This window comes from Sediminibacterium sp., from assembly GCF_019264485.1.
Classification (GTDB): domain Bacteria; phylum Bacteroidota; class Bacteroidia; order Chitinophagales; family Chitinophagaceae; genus Sediminibacterium.
In genome coordinates, this window is record NZ_JAHVAA010000001.1 from 1 (window position 1) to 18,797 (window position 18,797).

16 protein-coding genes are annotated in these 18,797 nt (G+C 41.7%); 12 read left to right on the forward strand and 4 right to left on the reverse strand.

Going from position 1 to position 18,797, the window contains the following annotated elements; translation table 11 throughout:
• Positions 1 to 363 precede the first annotated feature (363 nt).
• The 7 genes from KXJ59_RS00005 (at position 364) to KXJ59_RS00035 (ending at position 5,922) form a co-directional block, all read left to right on the forward strand.
• The gene (locus KXJ59_RS00005) at positions 364 to 1,104 is read left to right on the forward strand and encodes a carboxypeptidase-like regulatory domain-containing protein (protein ID WP_295199748.1); all 741 of its coding nucleotides are present in this window, start codon (positions 364 to 366) and stop codon (positions 1,102 to 1,104) included.
• Positions 1,105 to 1,840: 736 nt separating this feature from the next.
• Positions 1,841 to 2,251: a hypothetical protein gene (locus KXJ59_RS00010; RefSeq protein WP_295199750.1), complete on the forward strand. Its 411-nt coding sequence runs from the start codon at positions 1,841 to 1,843 to the stop codon at positions 2,249 to 2,251.
• 90 nt (positions 2,252 to 2,341) lie between these two features.
• On the forward strand, positions 2,342 to 2,716 hold the full coding sequence (locus KXJ59_RS00015) for a hypothetical protein (RefSeq protein WP_295199752.1): 375 nt from the start codon (positions 2,342 to 2,344) through the stop codon (positions 2,714 to 2,716).
• A gap of 158 nt (positions 2,717 to 2,874) precedes the next feature.
• On the forward strand, positions 2,875 to 3,441 hold the full coding sequence (locus KXJ59_RS00020) for a helix-turn-helix transcriptional regulator (RefSeq protein ID WP_295199755.1): 567 nt from the start codon (positions 2,875 to 2,877) through the stop codon (positions 3,439 to 3,441).
• A 131-nt stretch (positions 3,442 to 3,572) separates the two neighbouring features.
• Positions 3,573 to 4,502, forward strand: coding sequence for a hypothetical protein (locus tag KXJ59_RS00025; protein ID WP_295199757.1), 930 nt, complete (start codon positions 3,573 to 3,575; stop codon positions 4,500 to 4,502).
• A gap of 176 nt (positions 4,503 to 4,678) precedes the next feature.
• Positions 4,679 to 5,347, forward strand: a complete 669-nt coding sequence (locus KXJ59_RS00030; protein WP_295199759.1) for a DNA alkylation repair protein — start codon at positions 4,679 to 4,681, stop codon at positions 5,345 to 5,347.
• A 227-nt stretch (positions 5,348 to 5,574) separates the two neighbouring features.
• On the forward strand, positions 5,575 to 5,922 hold the full coding sequence (locus KXJ59_RS00035) for a VOC family protein (RefSeq protein ID WP_295199762.1): 348 nt from the start codon (positions 5,575 to 5,577) through the stop codon (positions 5,920 to 5,922).
• An 83-nt stretch (positions 5,923 to 6,005) separates the two neighbouring features.
• Here KXJ59_RS00035 and KXJ59_RS00040 read toward each other — a convergent pair whose 3' ends face one another.
• Both KXJ59_RS00040 and dnaE read right to left on the reverse strand, forming a co-directional pair.
• Positions 6,006 to 7,253 carry a DUF418 domain-containing protein gene (locus KXJ59_RS00040; RefSeq protein ID WP_295199764.1) on the reverse strand — a complete coding sequence of 416 codons (1,248 nt, stop codon included), beginning with the start codon at positions 7,251 to 7,253 and terminating at the stop codon, positions 6,006 to 6,008.
• Between the two features lie 183 nt (positions 7,254 to 7,436).
• Positions 7,437 to 11,108 (reverse strand): DNA polymerase III subunit alpha, encoded by a 3,672-nt coding sequence (gene dnaE, locus KXJ59_RS00045; protein WP_295199765.1) that lies wholly within the window; start codon positions 11,106 to 11,108, stop codon positions 7,437 to 7,439.
• A 340-nt stretch (positions 11,109 to 11,448) separates the two neighbouring features.
• Between dnaE and KXJ59_RS00050 the strand changes: the two genes are divergently transcribed.
• A complete protein-coding gene (locus KXJ59_RS00050) occupies positions 11,449 to 12,171 on the forward strand; it encodes an NlpC/P60 family protein (protein WP_295199768.1) in 723 nt (240 codons plus the stop codon).
• A 157-nt stretch (positions 12,172 to 12,328) separates the two neighbouring features.
• Here KXJ59_RS00050 and KXJ59_RS00055 read toward each other — a convergent pair whose 3' ends face one another.
• Together KXJ59_RS00055 and KXJ59_RS00060 are read right to left on the reverse strand one after the other, a co-directional pair.
• On the reverse strand, positions 12,329 to 13,591 hold the full coding sequence (locus KXJ59_RS00055) for an aspartate kinase (protein WP_295199771.1): 1,263 nt from the start codon (positions 13,589 to 13,591) through the stop codon (positions 12,329 to 12,331).
• A gap of 174 nt (positions 13,592 to 13,765) precedes the next feature.
• Positions 13,766 to 15,409: a M28 family metallopeptidase gene (locus KXJ59_RS00060; RefSeq protein WP_295199773.1), complete on the reverse strand. Its 1,644-nt coding sequence runs from the start codon at positions 15,407 to 15,409 to the stop codon at positions 13,766 to 13,768.
• 244 nt (positions 15,410 to 15,653) lie between these two features.
• Here KXJ59_RS00060 and KXJ59_RS00065 point away from each other — a divergent pair, with 244 nt between their 5' ends.
• From KXJ59_RS00065 to KXJ59_RS00080, 4 genes are all read left to right on the forward strand, one after another.
• Positions 15,654 to 16,151: a CAP domain-containing protein gene (locus tag KXJ59_RS00065; protein WP_295199776.1), complete on the forward strand. Its 498-nt coding sequence runs from the start codon at positions 15,654 to 15,656 to the stop codon at positions 16,149 to 16,151.
• A gap of 164 nt (positions 16,152 to 16,315) precedes the next feature.
• Positions 16,316 to 17,329: a class 1 fructose-bisphosphatase gene (gene fbp, locus KXJ59_RS00070; protein ID WP_295199778.1), complete on the forward strand. Its 1,014-nt coding sequence runs from the start codon at positions 16,316 to 16,318 to the stop codon at positions 17,327 to 17,329.
• A gap of 92 nt (positions 17,330 to 17,421) precedes the next feature.
• Positions 17,422 to 17,904 (forward strand): hypothetical protein, encoded by a 483-nt coding sequence (locus KXJ59_RS00075; RefSeq protein WP_295199780.1) that lies wholly within the window; start codon positions 17,422 to 17,424, stop codon positions 17,902 to 17,904.
• Positions 17,905 to 17,906: 2 nt separating this feature from the next.
• The gene (locus KXJ59_RS00080; RefSeq protein WP_295199782.1) at positions 17,907 to 18,668 is read left to right on the forward strand and encodes an ABC transporter ATP-binding protein; all 762 of its coding nucleotides are present in this window, start codon (positions 17,907 to 17,909) and stop codon (positions 18,666 to 18,668) included.
• Positions 18,669 to 18,797 lie beyond the last annotated feature (129 nt).

Here is an 18,797-nt window from a genome sequence, read left to right on the forward strand (position 1 = left end):
TCCAGCCTCTTGTTTCTTTAACGCAGATACTATCTGCTGTTCGGTAAATCTTCCCTTTTTCATGACTATTAAAATTTAAAGTTAACAAACACTTTTGTCGTTAACTCTAATCTTACTGGCCGAACTTAGGGGAAGCTTACACTTACTAATTCATTACTGAAGAATCGAACAATACAATTTAGCATTAACTTTTCTATGTGTAAGAGTTCGCAGCGTTCACAATTAGAGATATTTGTGTGGAACGTTTCAAAAACTAGCCTTTCGGGAAAGAAAAAGAGCCTTTAAACAAATATTTCTAGTAATGTAAAAAAAAATCATAAATTTTGTAATATGTAGATTATCGTTTTGTTGCATCTTTAATTTATGCCAATAAGAACTAATTCATATTCTCTCTCATTAAAAAAGGGCTGTCAGCAGACATGGTCTGCAATGTCTGATAAGCAGGATGGAAAGTTTTGTATGCAATGTGCAAAGTTAGTCATTGATTTTACGGAGTTGTCAGATCAGGAAATTATTCAATTGCTTTCGCAAAACACAAGAAATGTTTGTGCAAGGGTTACTCCAGAACAGCTTAACCGGGATTTGCGAACCCATACTCCTAAAGCCAAACGGACAAGGTTAGCCATATTTACAGGAATATTTACAATGCTGACAGTCGAAAATGCTAGTGCCGCTTTGCATAAATCATCAGTCAATACAACGCTTTATCATGTTGAAGAACCGTCTTCAAGGTTGCATGTTAAATCTGATGTAAATGCCGGACCGCCAACCATCGACAGTACGCAAAATATTATTCAGGGTAAAGTAACGGGGGCAAATACTAAACTTCCAATAGCTTATGCAACGGTAATGATTAAAAATACCAATGTAGGTGTACTAACCGATACGATGGGTTTGTTTACCATTATTGTTCCTGAGAAACTAAAGGCTAAACAAATAGAACTGGTTGTTAGCTCTGTTGGCTATGTTCAGGTAGAAACAAAAATCGATCCAAAACGTATGTACGAGAAGGGGGAATTAATATTTCTTCAACCTAATGAAGAACTCCTTGGAGAAGTAATTATTATTCCGAAAAGAAAAAAGTGGTGGCAGTTCTGGAAGTGAAATAATGAGCAATAGCTTCCTTCCTTCTCCGTAGGGTGTACCTGTAAAGATTTTTCCTTCTCCGTAGTGTCTTCCATCCAAAAGAAGTTCGGCGCATCGTCTCCTGAGGCACGAAGGGACGTTGCGTGTTACACAGCTAGGGTGTACGAATTACTTTGGAGCTAACAAATTCATTGCTGAAGAATCGAATAAATACAATTGAGCGATAACTTTTGGAAAGTTCCGAAACTTTCCAAAAGTTTCTTATCTCCGAAGCGTATCTGTGTAAGCCAGGTATAAAAGATTCGACTCCGCTTCCAGTCATAGCCGTATCATAACCTACCTGGCTTCGGATGTTCTTCGGGGTTTCTTCGGGAATCCTTCGGAAACTTCCGAAGCGGTTCCGAAGCCGTTCCGAAGAAACCCCGAAGAAAGGGTGACTAAAACCCCTGAGATTAGCTAAGAAGATTGCAACATTCGCTGGATATCTTGAAATGCTGGGAAATGCGAGAAATAGCCGCTTATTTCTCATAAGGTATTCATGATCAAAGAGATATTGAGTTGATCTGTTTTTTGTAGGTGGGGGATAGAAAAATGTAGACTTTTCGTTAACCAGTGTCGAATAGAAAATCTTTATATTGTAATACTGGTCATTCTCTCACTAAAAATAGCGATGGTGAAAACAAGAAACCTGTTTATACTGCTTCTACTTTTATGTATAGCCTGCCACCATGCATCATCGAATAAGCAAGATGTAATGAGGAAGCATAAATTTAAGCAGATAGATATTAAATTAAACGGACTGGCCAAAAAGCTCGGTACTACAGTGGCTACATCTGGTGGTGGAGCTTCATTTGATGGAGTAACTGTTCCTGAAGACAAGTTGGAAATGCGAAGAATTGTCTGGATTGATGGTTCAATCGGGAAAGCCATCATCATTACACAAAACTTTGATAACGGGAATATAGATTCACCCGATTGGGATTTTCAAAATTTCGCCTGGCTCAAAGATGGTTCGTCATCGGAAAAAGGAAGCCCATTTTGGCAAAAATTCCTTTTAAGAAAAGCGCGGTTTGAAAAAATGGATAGTAGTATTGATCAACTTTTACAACAATCGCTTGAAAATTTAAACGCTATAAAGAAAACTGATCTTGGTTATGATCATTAAAACCACGTTGCCAAAACCTCACATCTACTAAACGACTCTGCGCAACCTCCTTTTCTCCCGTTCTCTGCGGTAAAAAAAATAAATAAAAATATGCACCCAAAATTTGAAGCAGGCATCAATATCGCCATTAAAATTCCTAAAGCTAAATATGAAAAAACAGTGGCTTTTTACAGGGATATTTTAAAGCTGGAAGTGGAAGAAAAGCCCATCGATAATCCAACTGTATCGAGAACATGCGAAGTGAAATTTGGAAACAATATCATCTGGCTTGACTGTGTAGATAACTATACGCATTCAGAAACCTGGTTGCAACTAACAGTTCCCAATATAGAAGAAGCAACAAGCTATTTGCAAACCAATGGAGTAGAAACCTGCGATGAGCTGGAAGAACTCCCCCCAAATATGCATTGGATTCAGGACCCTGCAGGAACTGTATTTAATGTGCAGGAAAGGAGAACTAAGTAAACCTAAATCTACTAAACGACTCCGCGCAACCTCCCTTTCTCCTTTCTCTGCGGTGAAAAAAATCCTCGCATAACACCAGCCCACCATCTAAAATAAAAAACCCGAAAACACAATTTTGCCTGTATTTTGCCCACGCAAATAACAGGACTAAAACAATCATGCAGCCCGGAAAGAAAATAGCCGCCGCCAGAAAATTAAAAGGACTTACCCAGGAAGAGCTGGCCGATCTTTCGCAAATAACAGTGCGTACCATTCAACGCATAGAAGCCGGTGCCAATACCCCCCAAAGTTTTACCCTGAAAGCCATTGCCAAAGCACTGGATATTGAATATGAAAGCCTGATTAATCCCGAACCCGAAGCCAGTGCCGTTACACCTGCAACGGATGATCTTCGCCATTTCATGATTCTGTTTAATTTTTCCTGTTTTACCTATATCATTATTCCATGGTTGCATAGCCTGGTGCCAATGTGTATCCTGAAAAAGAGAATGAATATTCCCGCTCATGCCATTCAGTATGGCAGAACAATTATCAGGCGACAGGTGTACTGGGTAATTACCCTGCATCTGGCGCTGCTGGCAGTGTTTGGTTATAATTATGCAATCGTCAGGTTAACGGGTAATAAAGAGGGATTTGTTGCTTATATCTGGCCCTTCCTGTTGCTCTATTTTGCGAATGCTGTAATCATTCTGTACCAGCACCGGCAGATCCGGAAATTATTCTAACAGTTTGATTGTTAACAGATGTCGTGCAGTTGTCGTGTGCTTGTCGGGTATTTGTGGTAGGGCTTACCCCGGTTACACCATTAGTTTTGCTGAAAAAATATATGCGTCTGTTTCTTCGTAAAAAATGCTGTTTGATTCTCCTTGTAAAGTTGGTTTTCATTGCTCAATCGGTTGCACAAAAACCGGTAACAACAATTGCACTCTCTCCTTCAAAAAAGTACAGTATTCCATTCACCTGGTTAGCAGATAGTGTAAATGGTTCTATTGAACCCCATGCCGCCATGCTCATACCTGTAAAGCTGCCCCATTGTTCGCAACAGTTTTATATGCAGTTCGATATGGGTGCACCCAATACCGTATTCTATAAAAATAAACTCAGGGCCATCAGTGAAAAATATCCATCCTTCGATCCACTACCTGATACTGCCGGCAGTTTACAGCAGATGGCAATAACAGTTGGAAAAAACAAGATCAGCATCACCCAGGCATATCTGCTTGACTTTGGAGAAAAAACGATTGACTGGTTTGCCGGGAAAAAGGAAATAATCGGCACCATCGGTAGTGACTGGTTAGAGAACAGAACTGTTTTAATCAACTACCCAAAACAGGAAATTATATTGAACTATACGGTTCCGGAGAAACTGCAAAGCAGGTTAACCGATTTTAGTTATGTTCAGCGTAATATTCTGATTCCGGTAATGATAAAGGGGAAGAAAACGATCTTGTATTTCGATTCAGGTTCCAGTGCATTTGCATTACTAACTTCCAAAGAAACAGCCCTGTCGATGGCCGTAGCCGATGCTGTTGCCAGCAGATACCCGGTTAAGTCGTGGGGTCGAACACTGTATGCCAATAGTTTGGTTACGGCTGATAGTGTAGAAATGAGCCAGCTTAAAATTCCCCTTCATACAGTAACGTATATGGAAGGAGCCAGCGAAGAACAGGTGAACCGCATGCTGAAATTAGGAATAGGAGGGATGACGGGTAATAAACTCTTTTTACATTCCGGTCTGGTGCTCGACACCAAAAACAAAAAATTTCTCTTGATCCCATCGAAATAATTTTAGCGTGTATTATTTGTTCGTGGGATTCGAATTTTGAAACAATTCGACTTAAGCTCCCTTCTCTCTGTAAAATGGCTTTACGTTTTCTAAACTGAGCCATACATGACTTCTATTAACAGGGAGAAGGGAGCCTTAAAATTCCTACCTTAGATTTCTTCAAAATACACCCTACAATGACCGCCAAAGAAGCACTCGCCGAACTTAAAATATTAGGCAATGAAAAAACTTATGCAGTAAACACCAAAGCAGGTGCCGGTAAAAACCAGTTTGGTGTGAAGACGGGCGATATCAGGAACCTGGCCAAGAAAATTAAAACCAATCACGCACTCGGACAGGAACTCTGGAAAACAGGTAATGCAGATGCACAGTTTCTGGCATTACTCATTATAAAACCCAAAGACCTTTCTCTAAAAGAACTGGATGATATGGTGGAAACCATCAGCTTTTCGCATGTGGCCGATTGGTTCAATTCCTATATTGTAAAAGAACATGCGGAGAAAGAAAACTTGCGTGTTAAATGGCTCAGGTCTAAAAACAAATGGGCGCTTCGTTCGGGCTGGAGTTTAATGGCCGGTAAAATTGCACGCGACGCTGATGGACTTGATTTAGAAGCATTACTCAAACAGTTGCAAAAAGAAATGCCCAAAGCTGTTCCGGAAGTTCAATGGACAATGAATTTTGCACTGGCTTATATTGGTATTCATCATCCATCTTTCCGTAAACAGGCTTTAGCTTTAGGTGAGGCCATGGGTATTTACCGCGACTACCCGGTTTCGAAAGGCTGTACCTCACCCTTTGCACCTATCTGGATTAATGAAATGGTTCGGAGGCAGGGGAAATGAGTTTGAAAGTCGGGCGTCCGAAAGAATGATCATTTATTTTGTTGCGCTAATTTTTCAGTGATCTTCTGTGCCTTCAGTGGCATTAATAATTGCCACTGAAGGCACAGAAAAACACAGAAATGAGGAAAAGATTTTGATGCGTTGAAAAAATGGGATGTACTATTGATTTTTCTATTACAGAGGATTATAAAACCAGATATTGCAGTGCTTATCTAAAATGATTGATTATGCTTCAACAGATTCATCCCAAATTACCCATGCGGGATAAGGACATTACCAAAATATATTATCAGCAACTCGGTTTTACCATCAGTGCCGATTATGGCGATTACCTCATCATTCAAAAAGAAGCCATTGAAATACACTTTTTTGCTTTTCCTGAATTGGACCCACTTAGCAATTACGGGCAAGTGTATATTAGAACCAATGCCATAGATGAGTTATACCAGTTATTACAGGATAAAGCTGTAGCCATTCACCCAAATGGAGCACTGGCAGTCAAGCCCTGGGGACAAAAAGAATTTTCTTTACTAGACCCCGATCATAACCTCCTCACATTCAGCCAGGCCATATAACTCCTGCGTAAACTCCCCGTTCTCTCGTTCTCTGCGGTGAATTTATGCGAATGTTCACCGCAGAGAACATGAGTTAATGGAGTTTACGCAGAGAGGTGATTTTTTCGGAAAGGTTGTATTTTGAAATAGGTAACTGTTCTCCATAACCATTCTACCGGTCCGAAATAGAAATACCTGAACCACCATTTACACAGCCTAGCCTGTATTACAAAGAATGTAATAGCAATGATCCAGTTGAGCCATGGTGGGGTTTCGCCTACCAATCCGAAGCCAAAACCAAAGAAAAGAATGAGTCCGAGTGCCGTTTGTAACAGGTAACTGGTGAGTGCCATCTTACCCACGGGTGCCAACGGGTATAAAAGGTTTTGCCAGAATTTTCTGTTCATCAGTAATGTGATGCCGGTTACATAAAACACCACCAATGCTGCGTTATTGATATTATAGAATATGCTGAAAATAAAGCCAGGCACCGGGCTTCTTTCCCAACCCAGTTTAAAAGCTTCATTCAAACCAAACATACCCAGTGCACAAATAAGTGTGATCAGCACCAGCCAACCTGATTTGTTTTTTATTTTTCTGAAAATGGGTCTTAGTTCTTCTGTATTCATGGCAAACCAACCTTTTCTACCGCTGTACATACCCAGCAGAAAAAATCCGAGTGTTACATAGATGCGTCCACTGCCAAACTGAAAACCGAATTTCTCACCAATGCTGAGGATATTATTTTTCATCATGCTCCAGATATCACTTTTGTAAACAGCATTAAAAAATACTTGCGATGGGTCAGTCCCGGCAGGAGGAGCAGAGGGTGGAGGAGGTGGTGGTGTACTTGCACCCAACTGTTCTATTAATCCGGGTAACTGTATGAGCAAACCGGGCAGGTTAATGGCCAGTAATATGCCGGTGATCAATACAGCCTTATTACTCAGCTTGCGCATGGGCAACAGAATAAAACCTAAAGGAGCATAGATAGACAGGATATCGCCTCTCCAAAAAGCATGGTGTATCAGGCCAATAATACCCATGATGGTAATGCGCCAGGCATAACGCCATACAAAGGGGCGGTCAGTGTCTTCCATGCTTTTCATCTGCAGGAAAAAACTTAGTCCAAAGAGGAAAGAGAAGAAGGCGAAGAATTTTCCGGAGATCAGTATTTCATTGATGGTGCCGATAATACCGGAACTGATAGTATTGTGTTTTTCAAAAATTTCACCCGGTAAAGGACCGGCATTGTACCAGTAAATCATATGTGCGAGTAAAATGCCCAGCAGGGCAAATCCACGCAGTGCATCAACGGTTATGATTCGTTGTTTCAGGGTTTCGGCTTGCATTCGTCGTTTATTTGAATGCAAGAAGGTATGATTTTTTGAGATTTGTAAACGGAAAATGGATGGGCGGCGGTAAGGATGAATAGCGGGTTTCTCTGCGTAAACTCCCCGTTCTCTCGTTCTCTGCGGTGAACATTCGAGTAAATTCACCGCAGAGAACGAGAGGGCTCAGAGTTTACGCAGAGGCTATCCTACTAAGCCTACATTTACTTCTATGTCTGGGTTGTCGAGCAGGAAATTGGCCATGTCTTCATTCATGAGGAAACCTTTTTCTAATGTGTAGAGGCTTACTTTCAATTGCTCTCTTGGCTCATATAATGTAAAACGTAACGACGATTTACCCGGGAACTCTCTTACGTTTTTATCAATAAAAGAAACAAAGTCGGGATTTAACGCCGCGGGCTGCATGCTTATTTCTATGCTGCGGGTTAAATTTTGTTTTACTGTTTCCAGCAATGACATCACATTAATCTTGAACTCAAAATTATTTGGCTGATTATAACGCGAACGGAAGAAACCGGTGAGTAAGATATTCTGCCCTTTTTCGAGGTAGTTCTGGAATTTGATATAGTCTTCACTCCACAGAATAAAATCTGTCTTCCCACTGAAATCTTCTATTACAAATGAGCCGAAATTTTTTCCCGTTTTGGTTACACGGTGTTGCACATCAATTACCAAACCTGCTACCCGTAACTGCTTACCGGGATTGGGCTGCAGGTGCAGGGTTTCTTTTATTTCATTGAAATCGCTGATATTGGTAATGCCATAATATTTCAGTTCGAATTTGAAATGATCGAGTGGGTGACCACTCATAAACATACCCGTTACATCTTTTTCATGATCGAGCAATTCGGTGAGTGTCCAGGGTTCGAGGCTCGCAATTTTCGGAACAGGTACCTGCATGGCAGAAGTCATATCACCAAACAATGTATTGGCACTGGCTGCAGATGCGGTTTGGTTGGCTTGTCCGTACTGGATAATTTTTTCCAGTCCGTTTAATTTGTCTCCGTCAGCTACATGAAAATATTGTGCGCGATGAAATTCAGGGAAGCAATCGAATGCACCTGAATAGGCGAGGCTTTCGAGTGATTTTTTATTCACGCTTCTTTGTACCACCCGCTTGCTGAAATCGAATACATCTTTATAGGCCCCATTCTTTTCTCTTTCGGCAATAATATTTTCTACGGCTGCTTCACCTACGCCCTTTAATCCCCCCAAACCAAAACGGATCTCGCCTTTTTTGTTTACTGCAAATCCTTTGAGTGATTCATTGATATTGGGTCCCAGCACTTTTATACCCATGCGTTTACATTCTTCCATAAAGAAGGTAATCTTTTCAATACTGCCCGCATGGTTGAGTACAGCAGACATATATTCTCCCGGATAATGCGCTTTTAAATAGGTTGTCTGGTAGGCTACAAAAGCATAACAGGTAGAGTGCGATTTATTGAAGGCGTACTGGGCAAAAGCTTCCCAGTCGGTCCATATTTTTTCGAGTTTATCGGCAGGATGTCCTTTGGCCCCGGCACCATCGATAAATTGTTTTTTCATTTTATCGAGTACCGATTTCTGCTTTTTACCCATGGCTTTACGGAGTACATCCGCATCGCCTTTGGTAAAACCGCCAAGGCTCTGGCTCAGCAACATCACCTGTTCCTGATACACGGTAATACCATAGGTTTCGGCGAGGTATTCTTCCATTTCAGGAATATCGTAACTCACAGCTTCGCGACCATGTTTACGATCGATGAATTTAGGGATATATGCAATTGGGCCCGGACGATACAGGGCGTTCATGGCAATCAGGTCATCGAATTTATCGGGTTTGAGGTCGCGCAGGTATTTCTGCATCCCCACACTTTCAAACTGGAATGTGGCATTGGTTTCACCACGCTGGTAGAGATGAAATGTTTTCTCATCATCAAGAGGAATCGTGTCGAGATCGATAGCAACACCATGGTTCTGTTTAATGAGTTCCAGTGCGGTTTTCATAATGGAGAGGGTCTTCAGACCCAGAAAGTCCATCTTGATTACACCGGCATCTTCAATAATACTTCCTTCAATCTGTGTAATCCATAGATCGGAATCTTTGGCTGTTGCTACCGGAATCAGTTCTGTCAGATCTCTGGGAGCAATGATGATACCTGCGGCATGGATGCCTGTATTACGAACAGAGCCCTCCAAACGTTCTGCTTCTTTCAATACCTGCGCGCGTATATCGGTACCGTTGTATATTTCCCTGAGCTTTTTTACATTTTCTATGTCTTCCTGCTGATAAGCTTCTTTTTCTTCCAGCGATTTTTCTCCCTCTTTAACCGTGAGTGGAGCATGTAATACCCGACCCAGTTCGGTGCCCGGTTTATCGGGCACCAGTTTGGCGAGCATATTACTTTCAGCCAGAGGCAGGTCTAATACACGTGCCACATCTTTAATGCTCATTTTGGCGGCCATGGTACCATAGGTAACAATCTGTGCCACCTGCTGCTTGCCATATTTCGATACCACATAATCAATTACTTTCTGACGACCCTCATCGTCAAAATCTGTATCTATATCGGGCATGCTCTTACGATCCGGATTCAGGAAACGTTCAAACAGTAAATTGTATTTAATAGGGTCGATATTGGTAATACCGATACAATAAGCTACCACACTACCTGCGGCTGAACCACGACCCGGGCCTACAAATACACCCAGCTCACGACCTGCCTTAATAAAATCGCTTACGATGAGAAAGTAACCCGCAAAACCCATGGTTTTAATGGTGAACAATTCAAAATCTATTCTTTCCTGTATCTCGGGTGTAAGATCGGCATAGCGCATTTTTGCGCCCTCCATGGTAATATGTTTCAGGTATTCCCACTGGTTCAGGTTGGCATCGGAATGTATCTGAAATGACTGGGGTATGGGGAAGGCAGGAAGTAAGATATCTTTCTTCAGGTTTAATACTTCAACCTTGTCAACAATCTGGTTGGTATTATCCAGTGAGGCAGGAATATCACTAAATAATTTCTCCATTTCCTGCGTAGTCTTGAAATAGAACTGATCGTTCGGAAATTTAAAACGACGGTTCTTCACCTGTGTATCATCATTTACAAAATCATCGAATCCCGGTGTGCTTTGTTTTTCACCGGTATTAATACAGAGCAGGATATCATGTGCATTGGCATCATCCCTGTCTACATAATGACTATCGTTGGTAGCAATAACCGGTACATTGTATTTCCTGGCAAACTTTAATAAAGTCTGGTTAATGAGTTCCTGTTCTTTGATATTATGTCGCTGTATCTCAATATAATAATCTTCACCAAACATATCGAGCCACCATTTGAATTCCTGTTCTGCTTTTTCCTCTCCGTCGTGCAGAATGGTTTGCGGTACATAGGCGCCGATGCAGCAGGTAGTTGCAATGAGTCCTTCATGGTATCGTTCAATCAGTTCCTTATCTATTCGGGGATATTTGCTGTACATGCCCTCAATAAAACCCAGTGAAGTAAGTTTTACGAGGTTTTCATATCCTTTTTTATTTTTTGCAAGTAATACCTGATGATAACGTTCATCTTTTACTTCTTTGGTAAAGGTTTTGATATGACGGTCTTTCACCACATAAAACTCGCAACCTACAATGGGTTTAACTTTTGGTGCGAGGATATCTTTTCCGTTCTCATCCTTACCGGTTACTTTGGTGTCTTTCCAGGCCTGACTCACAAATTCAAATGCCCCGAACATATTTCCATGGTCGGTAATAGCGAGTGCGGGCATATTATCTTTGGCCGCTTTTTTGTAGAGACTGTCTATGGCGGCAGCGCCGTCGAGCAGAGAATATTGGGTATGTACGTGTAAGTGCGAGAAAACCATAGCAGAGATGTCGGATGTTAGATGTCGGATGTCTGATTTGATGTACAGGAGTACCCGATTTTCCGAACAACAAATGTCCTGATTTTGGGGCGCTTGGGGAAGGGTGGGTTATCCACATTTTCGTGAAAGCTGAGACCTGGAAGGGGAAGGAGAGGGCCGGGATGAGTTTTAAAACAGTGCAACTCCGCGCCTTACTCTGTGAAACGCTGTGGTAAAAAAATAACATAAAACCACAGAGTGGTACTGAGGGTTTTCCACATTTGTGCAGTTGGGATTTAAACCATAAAACTTATACTCAATCCTTGGGCTGAAAAGGATGTGGGTTTATATTGCAAATGTTATGATGAAAAGAATTGTTTTTTTGATGGGGATGATATCGGTATTTGTACTGACGAGTTGTAAATCGTTGAGTAAACTTACGTCGAGGGACAATTCAACTGCTAAAACGGCTCCAGCCAAAACAACGGCCTCTACCCAGCAGCGTGAGTTTCTGGATGGGATAGAAGTTACACCCGGCGCCGCTGTTACCAGCCGGCATAAAACCAGCACTACCAATGCAGTTGTGGCAGGCGCATCAGGTAAAGATAAAACCTCCGCTGCAGCCCGCGATATGAGCAGCTTTAATATTGAGCGTGCCGGTTATCTCCAGTTAAAATATGCAGTAATTATTGATGCAACAGTTGAAAAACTCACCAATATCCCCTTACTTGAAACCATTGATAAATGGTGGGGTACCAAATATTGTATGGGTGGTAGCAGTTCAGACTGTATAGACTGTTCAGCTTTTACCCAGGTACTCATGCGTGATGTATTTAATACCACATTACCCAGAACCGCACAGGAACAATACGATACCAGTGAAAAAATTGACCTGGCCGATTTACAGGAAGGTGACCTGGTTTTCTTTCATACCACCGGCCGCAAAAAAGATATTACCCATGTGGGCATCTACCTCCTCAACAACAAATTTGTACATGCCGCCACCAGCGGAGGCGTAATGATCAGCGACCTCAACGAAAAATACTGGCAGCCGAAGTTTAGGGGCGCGGGCCGCGCTAAATAATTTGGAAATGTGCTAATTTGGAAATTTGGAAATGAAAGGAGTTTTTTGCTGCGCAAAAAATACGGGTTCATTTGGGAATGAACTATCAAACAAAAAGGTATTTCATTTCCTCCATAGGAGTCCTTCGGACAAATTAGCACATTTCCAAATTTCCAAATTACTTATAGAGTATCTGAATAGTTTCTTTGGTTTTTTGCATTAAAACAACCTCCTTTCCTTCCAGCATTTTAGTTACAAGCGCTTCGTTGTAGTGGCGGATGGTGAGGAGGTGGAGGCCTTTTTCGAGTTGAACGTCGAATAGGTTGCTGGCTTGCGAGGCGAACTGGTCTGTTTTATCCTGCTTGTCATCCATACAAATCTGAACACCGATGGCGCCGGATTGAATGAGGTTGGGACGAACGCGGGTTTGTGCAAAAATGCCGTATAACTGACGCATGGGTTCTTCGCCCATAAAAGAAAAATCGCGGCTGTTAAGATGTACCAGCAATTGTTTTTCTTTTATAACGATGATAGGAGGAAGCCCCTTGATATTTTTCTTGTGAATAACCGTTCCGGGTAGGGAAGGGTCAAGAAAACATTTTACATACATGGGAATACCCTTGTTCTGTAAAGGTTTAATGGTTTTGGGGTGAATTACCTGCGCACCATAAAAAGCCATTTCGATGACTTCATTAAAATTCAGTTCGCTGATAAGTTGTGCATCGGGAAACTGTTTGGGATCGGCATTCATTACACCCTCCACATCTTTCCAGATGGTTAAACTTTCGGCATTAAGCATATTGGCAAAGAGCGCAGCTGTGTAGTCGCTGCCCTCACGACCGAGTGTGGTGCTTTCGTTTTCATCTGTTGAGCCAATAAAACCCTGTGTAATCAGTATGTTTTTACCGGCCGATAGTGATGCCCAGGCCTGGGTAGTTTTTTCAGCCGTATAGTTCCAGTCAACTCCGGCATCTCTGAAATTATCATCGGTACGAATGATGTCGCGAACATCGAGCCACTGGTTCTTTAGTTTTTCCTGGTTCAGGAAATGACTGATGATGCAGGTGCTGAGCAATTCACCCACGCATACAACCTGATCGTAATAATAATCAAATTCACGAACGGGTTTGTCGTGTAAGAGCCATTCTACTTCTGTAAAAAAATCGTTGAGCTGTTCTGCACAGCCATTATAATGTGTAACCAGCAAATATTTAGCCGTAGTAAGGTGTTGATTCTTTACGATTTCAAAAAGTTGCAGTGCCTCTTCTTTTTTACCGGCATAAAATGCTTCCACCACTTTCTCCAGCGCATTGGTGGTTTTACCCATCGCAGAAATAATAATCACCAATTGGTCATCCTTATATTGCTCTACAATAGCAGCCAGGTTCTTAATACGCTCCACACTGTTTACACTTGCCCCGCCAAACTTAAATACTTTCATGCGCTAAATTCTTGGTTACAAAACTAGGGGAGAATAATTTGAAAATTTGAAAATTTGGAAATTTGGAAATGGAGGGAGCATCATTTTAATAGTGTACTACAAAATAGTACGCTATTTTTTGCACAGCAAAAAACTCCTTTCATTTCCAAATTTCCAAATTAGCACATTCCCAAATTATTTCTCCTCTCTCTTCGCTCTAAACTCCGACCCCTCTTTCCACTTTGGCATATGGGTTTCGAATGCCAGTTTTTTTCCTACCTGGAACAGTCTTTTTAAATCGTTGATGGCGCCATTCATGGTCCAGGTGGCGGGGTCGTAACCATCAGATGGCTGGTGATAATGTTTATCGGTGTAATCGTCTTTCAGTTTTTGTCCGAATTCTTTGCCCTTGTTGATTACGTCGACTCCTGTACTTACATACAATGCCGGTATACCTGCTTTGGCAAAATTGAAATGATCGGAACGGTAATAATACCCTGCTTCGGGGTGTGAATCATAAGAAATATAACCGCCTGTTTTCTCCACAACTTCTTTCAGGTAATCTTCAAGATCAGACTGTCCCTGACCCACAATTACAATATCATTGGTGGGTTCAAAACGGTTGAGTCCGTCCATGTTGATATTGGCTACCGTTTTGGCAGCAGGGTAAACAGGGTTCTGTGCATAATAGGCAGAGCCTAATAAACCCTGTTCTTCAGCAGTAACAGCGAGGAAGATGATGGTTCTCTCCGGTTGTTTTTTCATGCTTTTGAATGCACGGATCAGTTCAAATATACCGGCAGTGCCGGTAGCATTATCAAGCGCACCATTGTAAATGGAGTCGCCGGCTGCATTGGGTCGGCCAATACCCAGATGATCCCAATGTGCGGTATAAATGATGACTTCATCAGGTCTTTTGGTGCCGGTTATTTTACCAATCACATTGTACGATTTTTTATAAGTGGCCTGCACTTTCATGCTGGTAGACACATTCAGGTTCAGTGGCACTGATTTAAAACCGGGGGTATTGGCTTTTGTGAGCAGGGTGGAATCAAAGCCCGCTGCCGTAAATAACTGGTTCGCTGTTTTTTCAGTAACCCATCCAATTACATCGCAGTTTTTAACATCCATACCCCTGGTATCGAGTTGTAATCTGGATGTATTAAAACTGTTTTGCTGTACGCTGAATGGATAGCTTGCCGCGGCAGTATTGTGCACAATCAGACAGCCTTTTGCACCCTGACGCGCGGCTTCTTCAAATTTATAGGTCCATCTGCCATAATAGGTCATGGTTTTGCCTTTGAACAGGCTGGTATCACCCACCCAAAACCCCGGGTCGTTCACCATCACCATCACTACTTTCCCTTTTACATCCAGACCTTCATAATCGTTCCAGTTGTATTCAGGAGCCACTACACCATAACCAGCAAAGATGAGTTCTGATTTGTCGAGGGTTTGTTCTGCATCGGCCTTATCGGTCCAGATAATATAGTCATCAAAAGCCTTGAGACTGAATTTTCCTTTTGATGAACTTACTTCCATGGTTGGTGCCGCCTGTGCCAGCAGACTAACCATAGGTACTTCCTGTACAAAACTGTTACCGTTTCCTGCTTCGAGACCTGCGGCAGCAAACTGTGTGGTTAAATAATCAATGGTTTTGGTTTCTCCTTCGGTAAAGGGTTTGCGACCCATAAATGAATCGGATGCCAGAATACTAACATGCTTTTTAAGACTGTCGGCATTAAAGGCGGAGAGACCATCTTGAGGGTCAACGCTGGTTGAGCAGGCAGCGAATACGGTCATGCCTGCGAGGGATAGACCGAGGGATAGTTTATACATGTATGAAAATTTTAACGGTGTTGTGAAGTTCTAAGTTAGCGGTTTTGACGTATTTCGTGGAAGATGTTAAGGAGTGATGAACGTCTTTGTATTTGGTACAGTTGTTGCTTCTTTCCTAACAAACCCCCTGCGTAACCTCCCTGTTCTCTTTTCTCTGCGGTGAACATTCGAGTAAATTCACCGCAGAGAACGAGAGTTAGCAGAGTTTACGCAGGGTATGATAAGAGAACTTAAATTAATAGTAATGTTTAAACGATGTAGTTTTTTATTGGTGTTATTGATTCCTGTATTGCTTTTTTCCTGCACCAGGAATATTGCACCCGCTGCTGATAGTAAACCTAAAACGGAAACAAGTTTTAATGCCGCAGATATGACGGCAGATATTCTTCAATATGTAAATGCTTACCGGAAGAAGAAAGGACTTGGTGCATTGTCAACCCTTGAGGTTGCCGATCAGCAGGCAACACTGCATAGCAAGAATATGGCCCAGAAAAAAACAGCCTTCAGTCATAATGGGTTTGAACAACGCATTGCCACGATATCAAAAACAGCAGGAACCATGCGTGCCGCCGCAGAAAATGTGGCTTACGGACAACTATCTGCCAAAGAAGTAGTAGACGGCTGGATCAACAGTCCGGGACACCGCAAAAACATTGAGGGTGATTATACCCTAACAGGAATAGGCGTTTACCGCGATAACAAAGGGGTGGTGTTTTTTACGCAGTTGTTTATGAGGAAGTAATTTAAGAATTTGGAGATTTGTCCGAAGGACTCCTATGGAGGAAATTTGGAAATAGGATGGCTTGGTTTAATGTGTAACTCTTACATAGCAGGTAGTCTCATTTTCAAATTTCCAAATTTTCAAATTTCCAAATTGAATACCTTCGCTCAAACGATCGCCCTGCTATGACTGTCAACAGAAGAATTCTTACACTTGATGAATTTACTTTACAGCAATTAAGACAATTTCCTACTGCAACCGGTGAACTGAGTAGTTTACTGCGTGATATTGGTCTGGCTGCCAAACGTGTTAATGTAGAAGTGAATAAAGCCGGACTGGTAGATATACTTGGTGATGCCGGTACCATTAATATTCAGGGAGAGGATGTTAAGAAACTGGATATTTATGCCAATAACCAGTTTATGGGTGTGTTGCAACATGGTATCAGCTGTGCTGGTATTGGCAGTGAAGAACTGGATGATTTTGTGGTGTTTGATGATGAAGTGAGTAACCAGAGTAAGTATGTGGTGATGTTCGATCCATTGGATGGTAGTGGAAATATTGATGTGAATGTATCGATAGGTACCATTTTCAGTGTGTATCGTCGGGTGAGTGAGAGAGGAAAACCCTGTGTGAAAGAAGATTTTCTGCAACCGGGTAACCGCCAGGTAGCTGCTGGTTATGTGATCTATGGTTCGAGTACCATGTTCGTTTATGCCACTCGCCGTGGAGTGAATGGATTTACACTGGATCCTTCTATCGGTGAATTCTGTTTGAGTCATCCGGATATTAAATGCCCGCCATCGGGTAAATTTTACTCGGTTAATCATGGAAATTTTTTCCAGTACGATCTTAATGTGAGAAAATATATTGATGGCTGTCAGCGTAAAACAAAAGAAACAGGAGGCCCTTATACGCAACGTTATATTGGCAGTATGGTGGCAGATGTACACAGAAATCTTATTAAAGGGGGTATTTTTATGTACCCCGGAACAACCGATAAACCCAAGGGTAAACTGCGTTTATTATATGAGGCCAATCCCTTTGCCTTTATTGTAGAAGTGGCAGGTGGTAAAGCCACCAATGGTCAACAAAGGATACTTGATGTGCAGCCAACAGAACTACACCAGCGTACCCCATTATTTATTGGCAGCAGCGAAATGATGGCCGAACTGGAAAGCTATTTGAATAATGAATAAGCAATGTTGAATATTGAATAATGAACTAAGTTATTTGTACTAACTTCATTATTCAATATTCTTTATTCAGTATTCATAATTTATTCCCGTTTATGCGATTATTTTTTTGTTTGCTGGCAGTATTGTTTGTTCAGTATTTACCTGCTCAGCAACCACTGGAGCCTGGGCGTATGCATTATATAACCAATCCCAAGCCGAATAGTATTTTGTACCGTGATACTTTATACCGCGGGAGTAAGGAGTTTATGCAATTGTTTTACCGTACACGCGATCAGCAACTGATTTCGCTCTATCAAAAACACCAGACCAATAAAATTACCGGGCAGGTACTGGGTGTTGTGGGTAGTTTTGCAATGATTTTTGGTATCAGCAGGGTTTCTTCCGATGATCAGAAAGGATTGGGTTGGGCATTGATTGGAGGTGGTTTTGCTTCTACATTAACAAGCGGATTTCTGATCATGGAAAGCCAAAGACAATTAAATATGGCTGTAACTTTATTTAACCAGCGTCACAATAAAGCGTCGTTGGGAATTGGTATTACACAACAGCAGGCCGGACTCGTTTACAAATTTTAATTATGGCAAAGCCCATTATACAGGTCATTAACCTGTACAAAAAGTATGGAGATTTTGAGGCAGTAAAGGGCCTCAGTTTTGAGGTGCTCGAAGGAGAGATATTTGGGTTACTGGGCCCCAATGGTGCCGGTAAATCAACCACACTGGAGATCATTGAAACATTACGTGAAAAAACAAGCGGTGAAATATGGGTCGGCGGATTTAATCTTGACAAACAACCCAATGAAATAAAAAAAATCATCGGGGTGCAGTTGCAGACTTCCGGTTATTATCCCGGACTCAACCTGATTGAACTGCTGGAATTGTTCGCGGGTTTATACAACCAGCCTGTTGATCCTATGGCTTTGCTCGATACAGTGAACCTGCGCGATAAAGCCAAAGCCAAATACAAGGATTTGAGTGGTGGACAAAAGCAAAGATTTTCTATAGCCACCACGCTGATCAATTCTCCCAGGATTATTTTTCTCGATGAACCAACCACAGGTCTTGATCCGCAGGCCCGGAGAAATTTGTGGGACCTGATCAGACAGATCAGGAGTAAAGGCACAACTGTTATTATTACTACGCATTATATGGATGAAGCAGAGATATTGTGCGACCGGGTAGCCATAGTTGACAAGGGAAATCTTATTGCACTCAATTCTCCTGATAAACTGGTAGATGAATTGGTAGCAAGTGGTTTTGAGAAACCAAAGGAAATAAAGAAAGCCAACCTCGAAGATGTATTTATTCAGCTTACCGGGCATGCATTGAGGGATGATTAATAATGAATATTGAATGTTGAATGTTGAATGATTTTTGGAAGTGAGTGAGAAAGTGATTGATATAGTAAATGGACTGTTTAGATTAATAAATTAAAAACTCACTATTGACTACTGACTACTCACTAAAAT

Bases quoted from the DNA above. Each gene is read 5' to 3' on its own strand.
- KXJ59_RS00005 (WP_295199748.1), top strand. From the start codon at position 364: ATGCCAATAAGAACTAATTCATATTCTCTCTCATTAAAAAAGGGCTGT.
- KXJ59_RS00010 (WP_295199750.1), top strand. From the start codon at position 1,841: ATGAGGAAGCATAAATTTAAGCAGATAGATATTAAATTAAACGGACTG.
- KXJ59_RS00015 (WP_295199752.1), top strand. From the start codon at position 2,342: ATGCACCCAAAATTTGAAGCAGGCATCAATATCGCCATTAAAATTCCT.
- KXJ59_RS00020 (WP_295199755.1), top strand. From the start codon at position 2,875: ATGCAGCCCGGAAAGAAAATAGCCGCCGCCAGAAAATTAAAAGGACTT.
- KXJ59_RS00030 (WP_295199759.1), top strand. From the start codon at position 4,679: ATGACCGCCAAAGAAGCACTCGCCGAACTTAAAATATTAGGCAATGAA.
- KXJ59_RS00035 (WP_295199762.1), top strand. From the start codon at position 5,575: ATGCTTCAACAGATTCATCCCAAATTACCCATGCGGGATAAGGACATT.
- KXJ59_RS00040 (WP_295199764.1), bottom strand. From the start codon at position 7,253: ATGCAAGCCGAAACCCTGAAACAACGAATCATAACCGTTGATGCACTG.
- dnaE (WP_295199765.1), bottom strand. From the start codon at position 11,108: ATGGTTTTCTCGCACTTACACGTACATACCCAATATTCTCTGCTCGAC.
- KXJ59_RS00050 (WP_295199768.1), top strand. From the start codon at position 11,449: ATGATGAAAAGAATTGTTTTTTTGATGGGGATGATATCGGTATTTGTA.
- KXJ59_RS00055 (WP_295199771.1), bottom strand. From the start codon at position 13,591: ATGAAAGTATTTAAGTTTGGCGGGGCAAGTGTAAACAGTGTGGAGCGT.
- KXJ59_RS00060 (WP_295199773.1), bottom strand. From the start codon at position 15,409: ATGTATAAACTATCCCTCGGTCTATCCCTCGCAGGCATGACCGTATTC.
- KXJ59_RS00065 (WP_295199776.1), top strand. From the start codon at position 15,654: ATGTTTAAACGATGTAGTTTTTTATTGGTGTTATTGATTCCTGTATTG.
- fbp (WP_295199778.1), top strand. From the start codon at position 16,316: ATGACTGTCAACAGAAGAATTCTTACACTTGATGAATTTACTTTACAG.
- KXJ59_RS00075 (WP_295199780.1), top strand. From the start codon at position 17,422: ATGCGATTATTTTTTTGTTTGCTGGCAGTATTGTTTGTTCAGTATTTA.
- KXJ59_RS00080 (WP_295199782.1), top strand. From the start codon at position 17,907: ATGGCAAAGCCCATTATACAGGTCATTAACCTGTACAAAAAGTATGGA.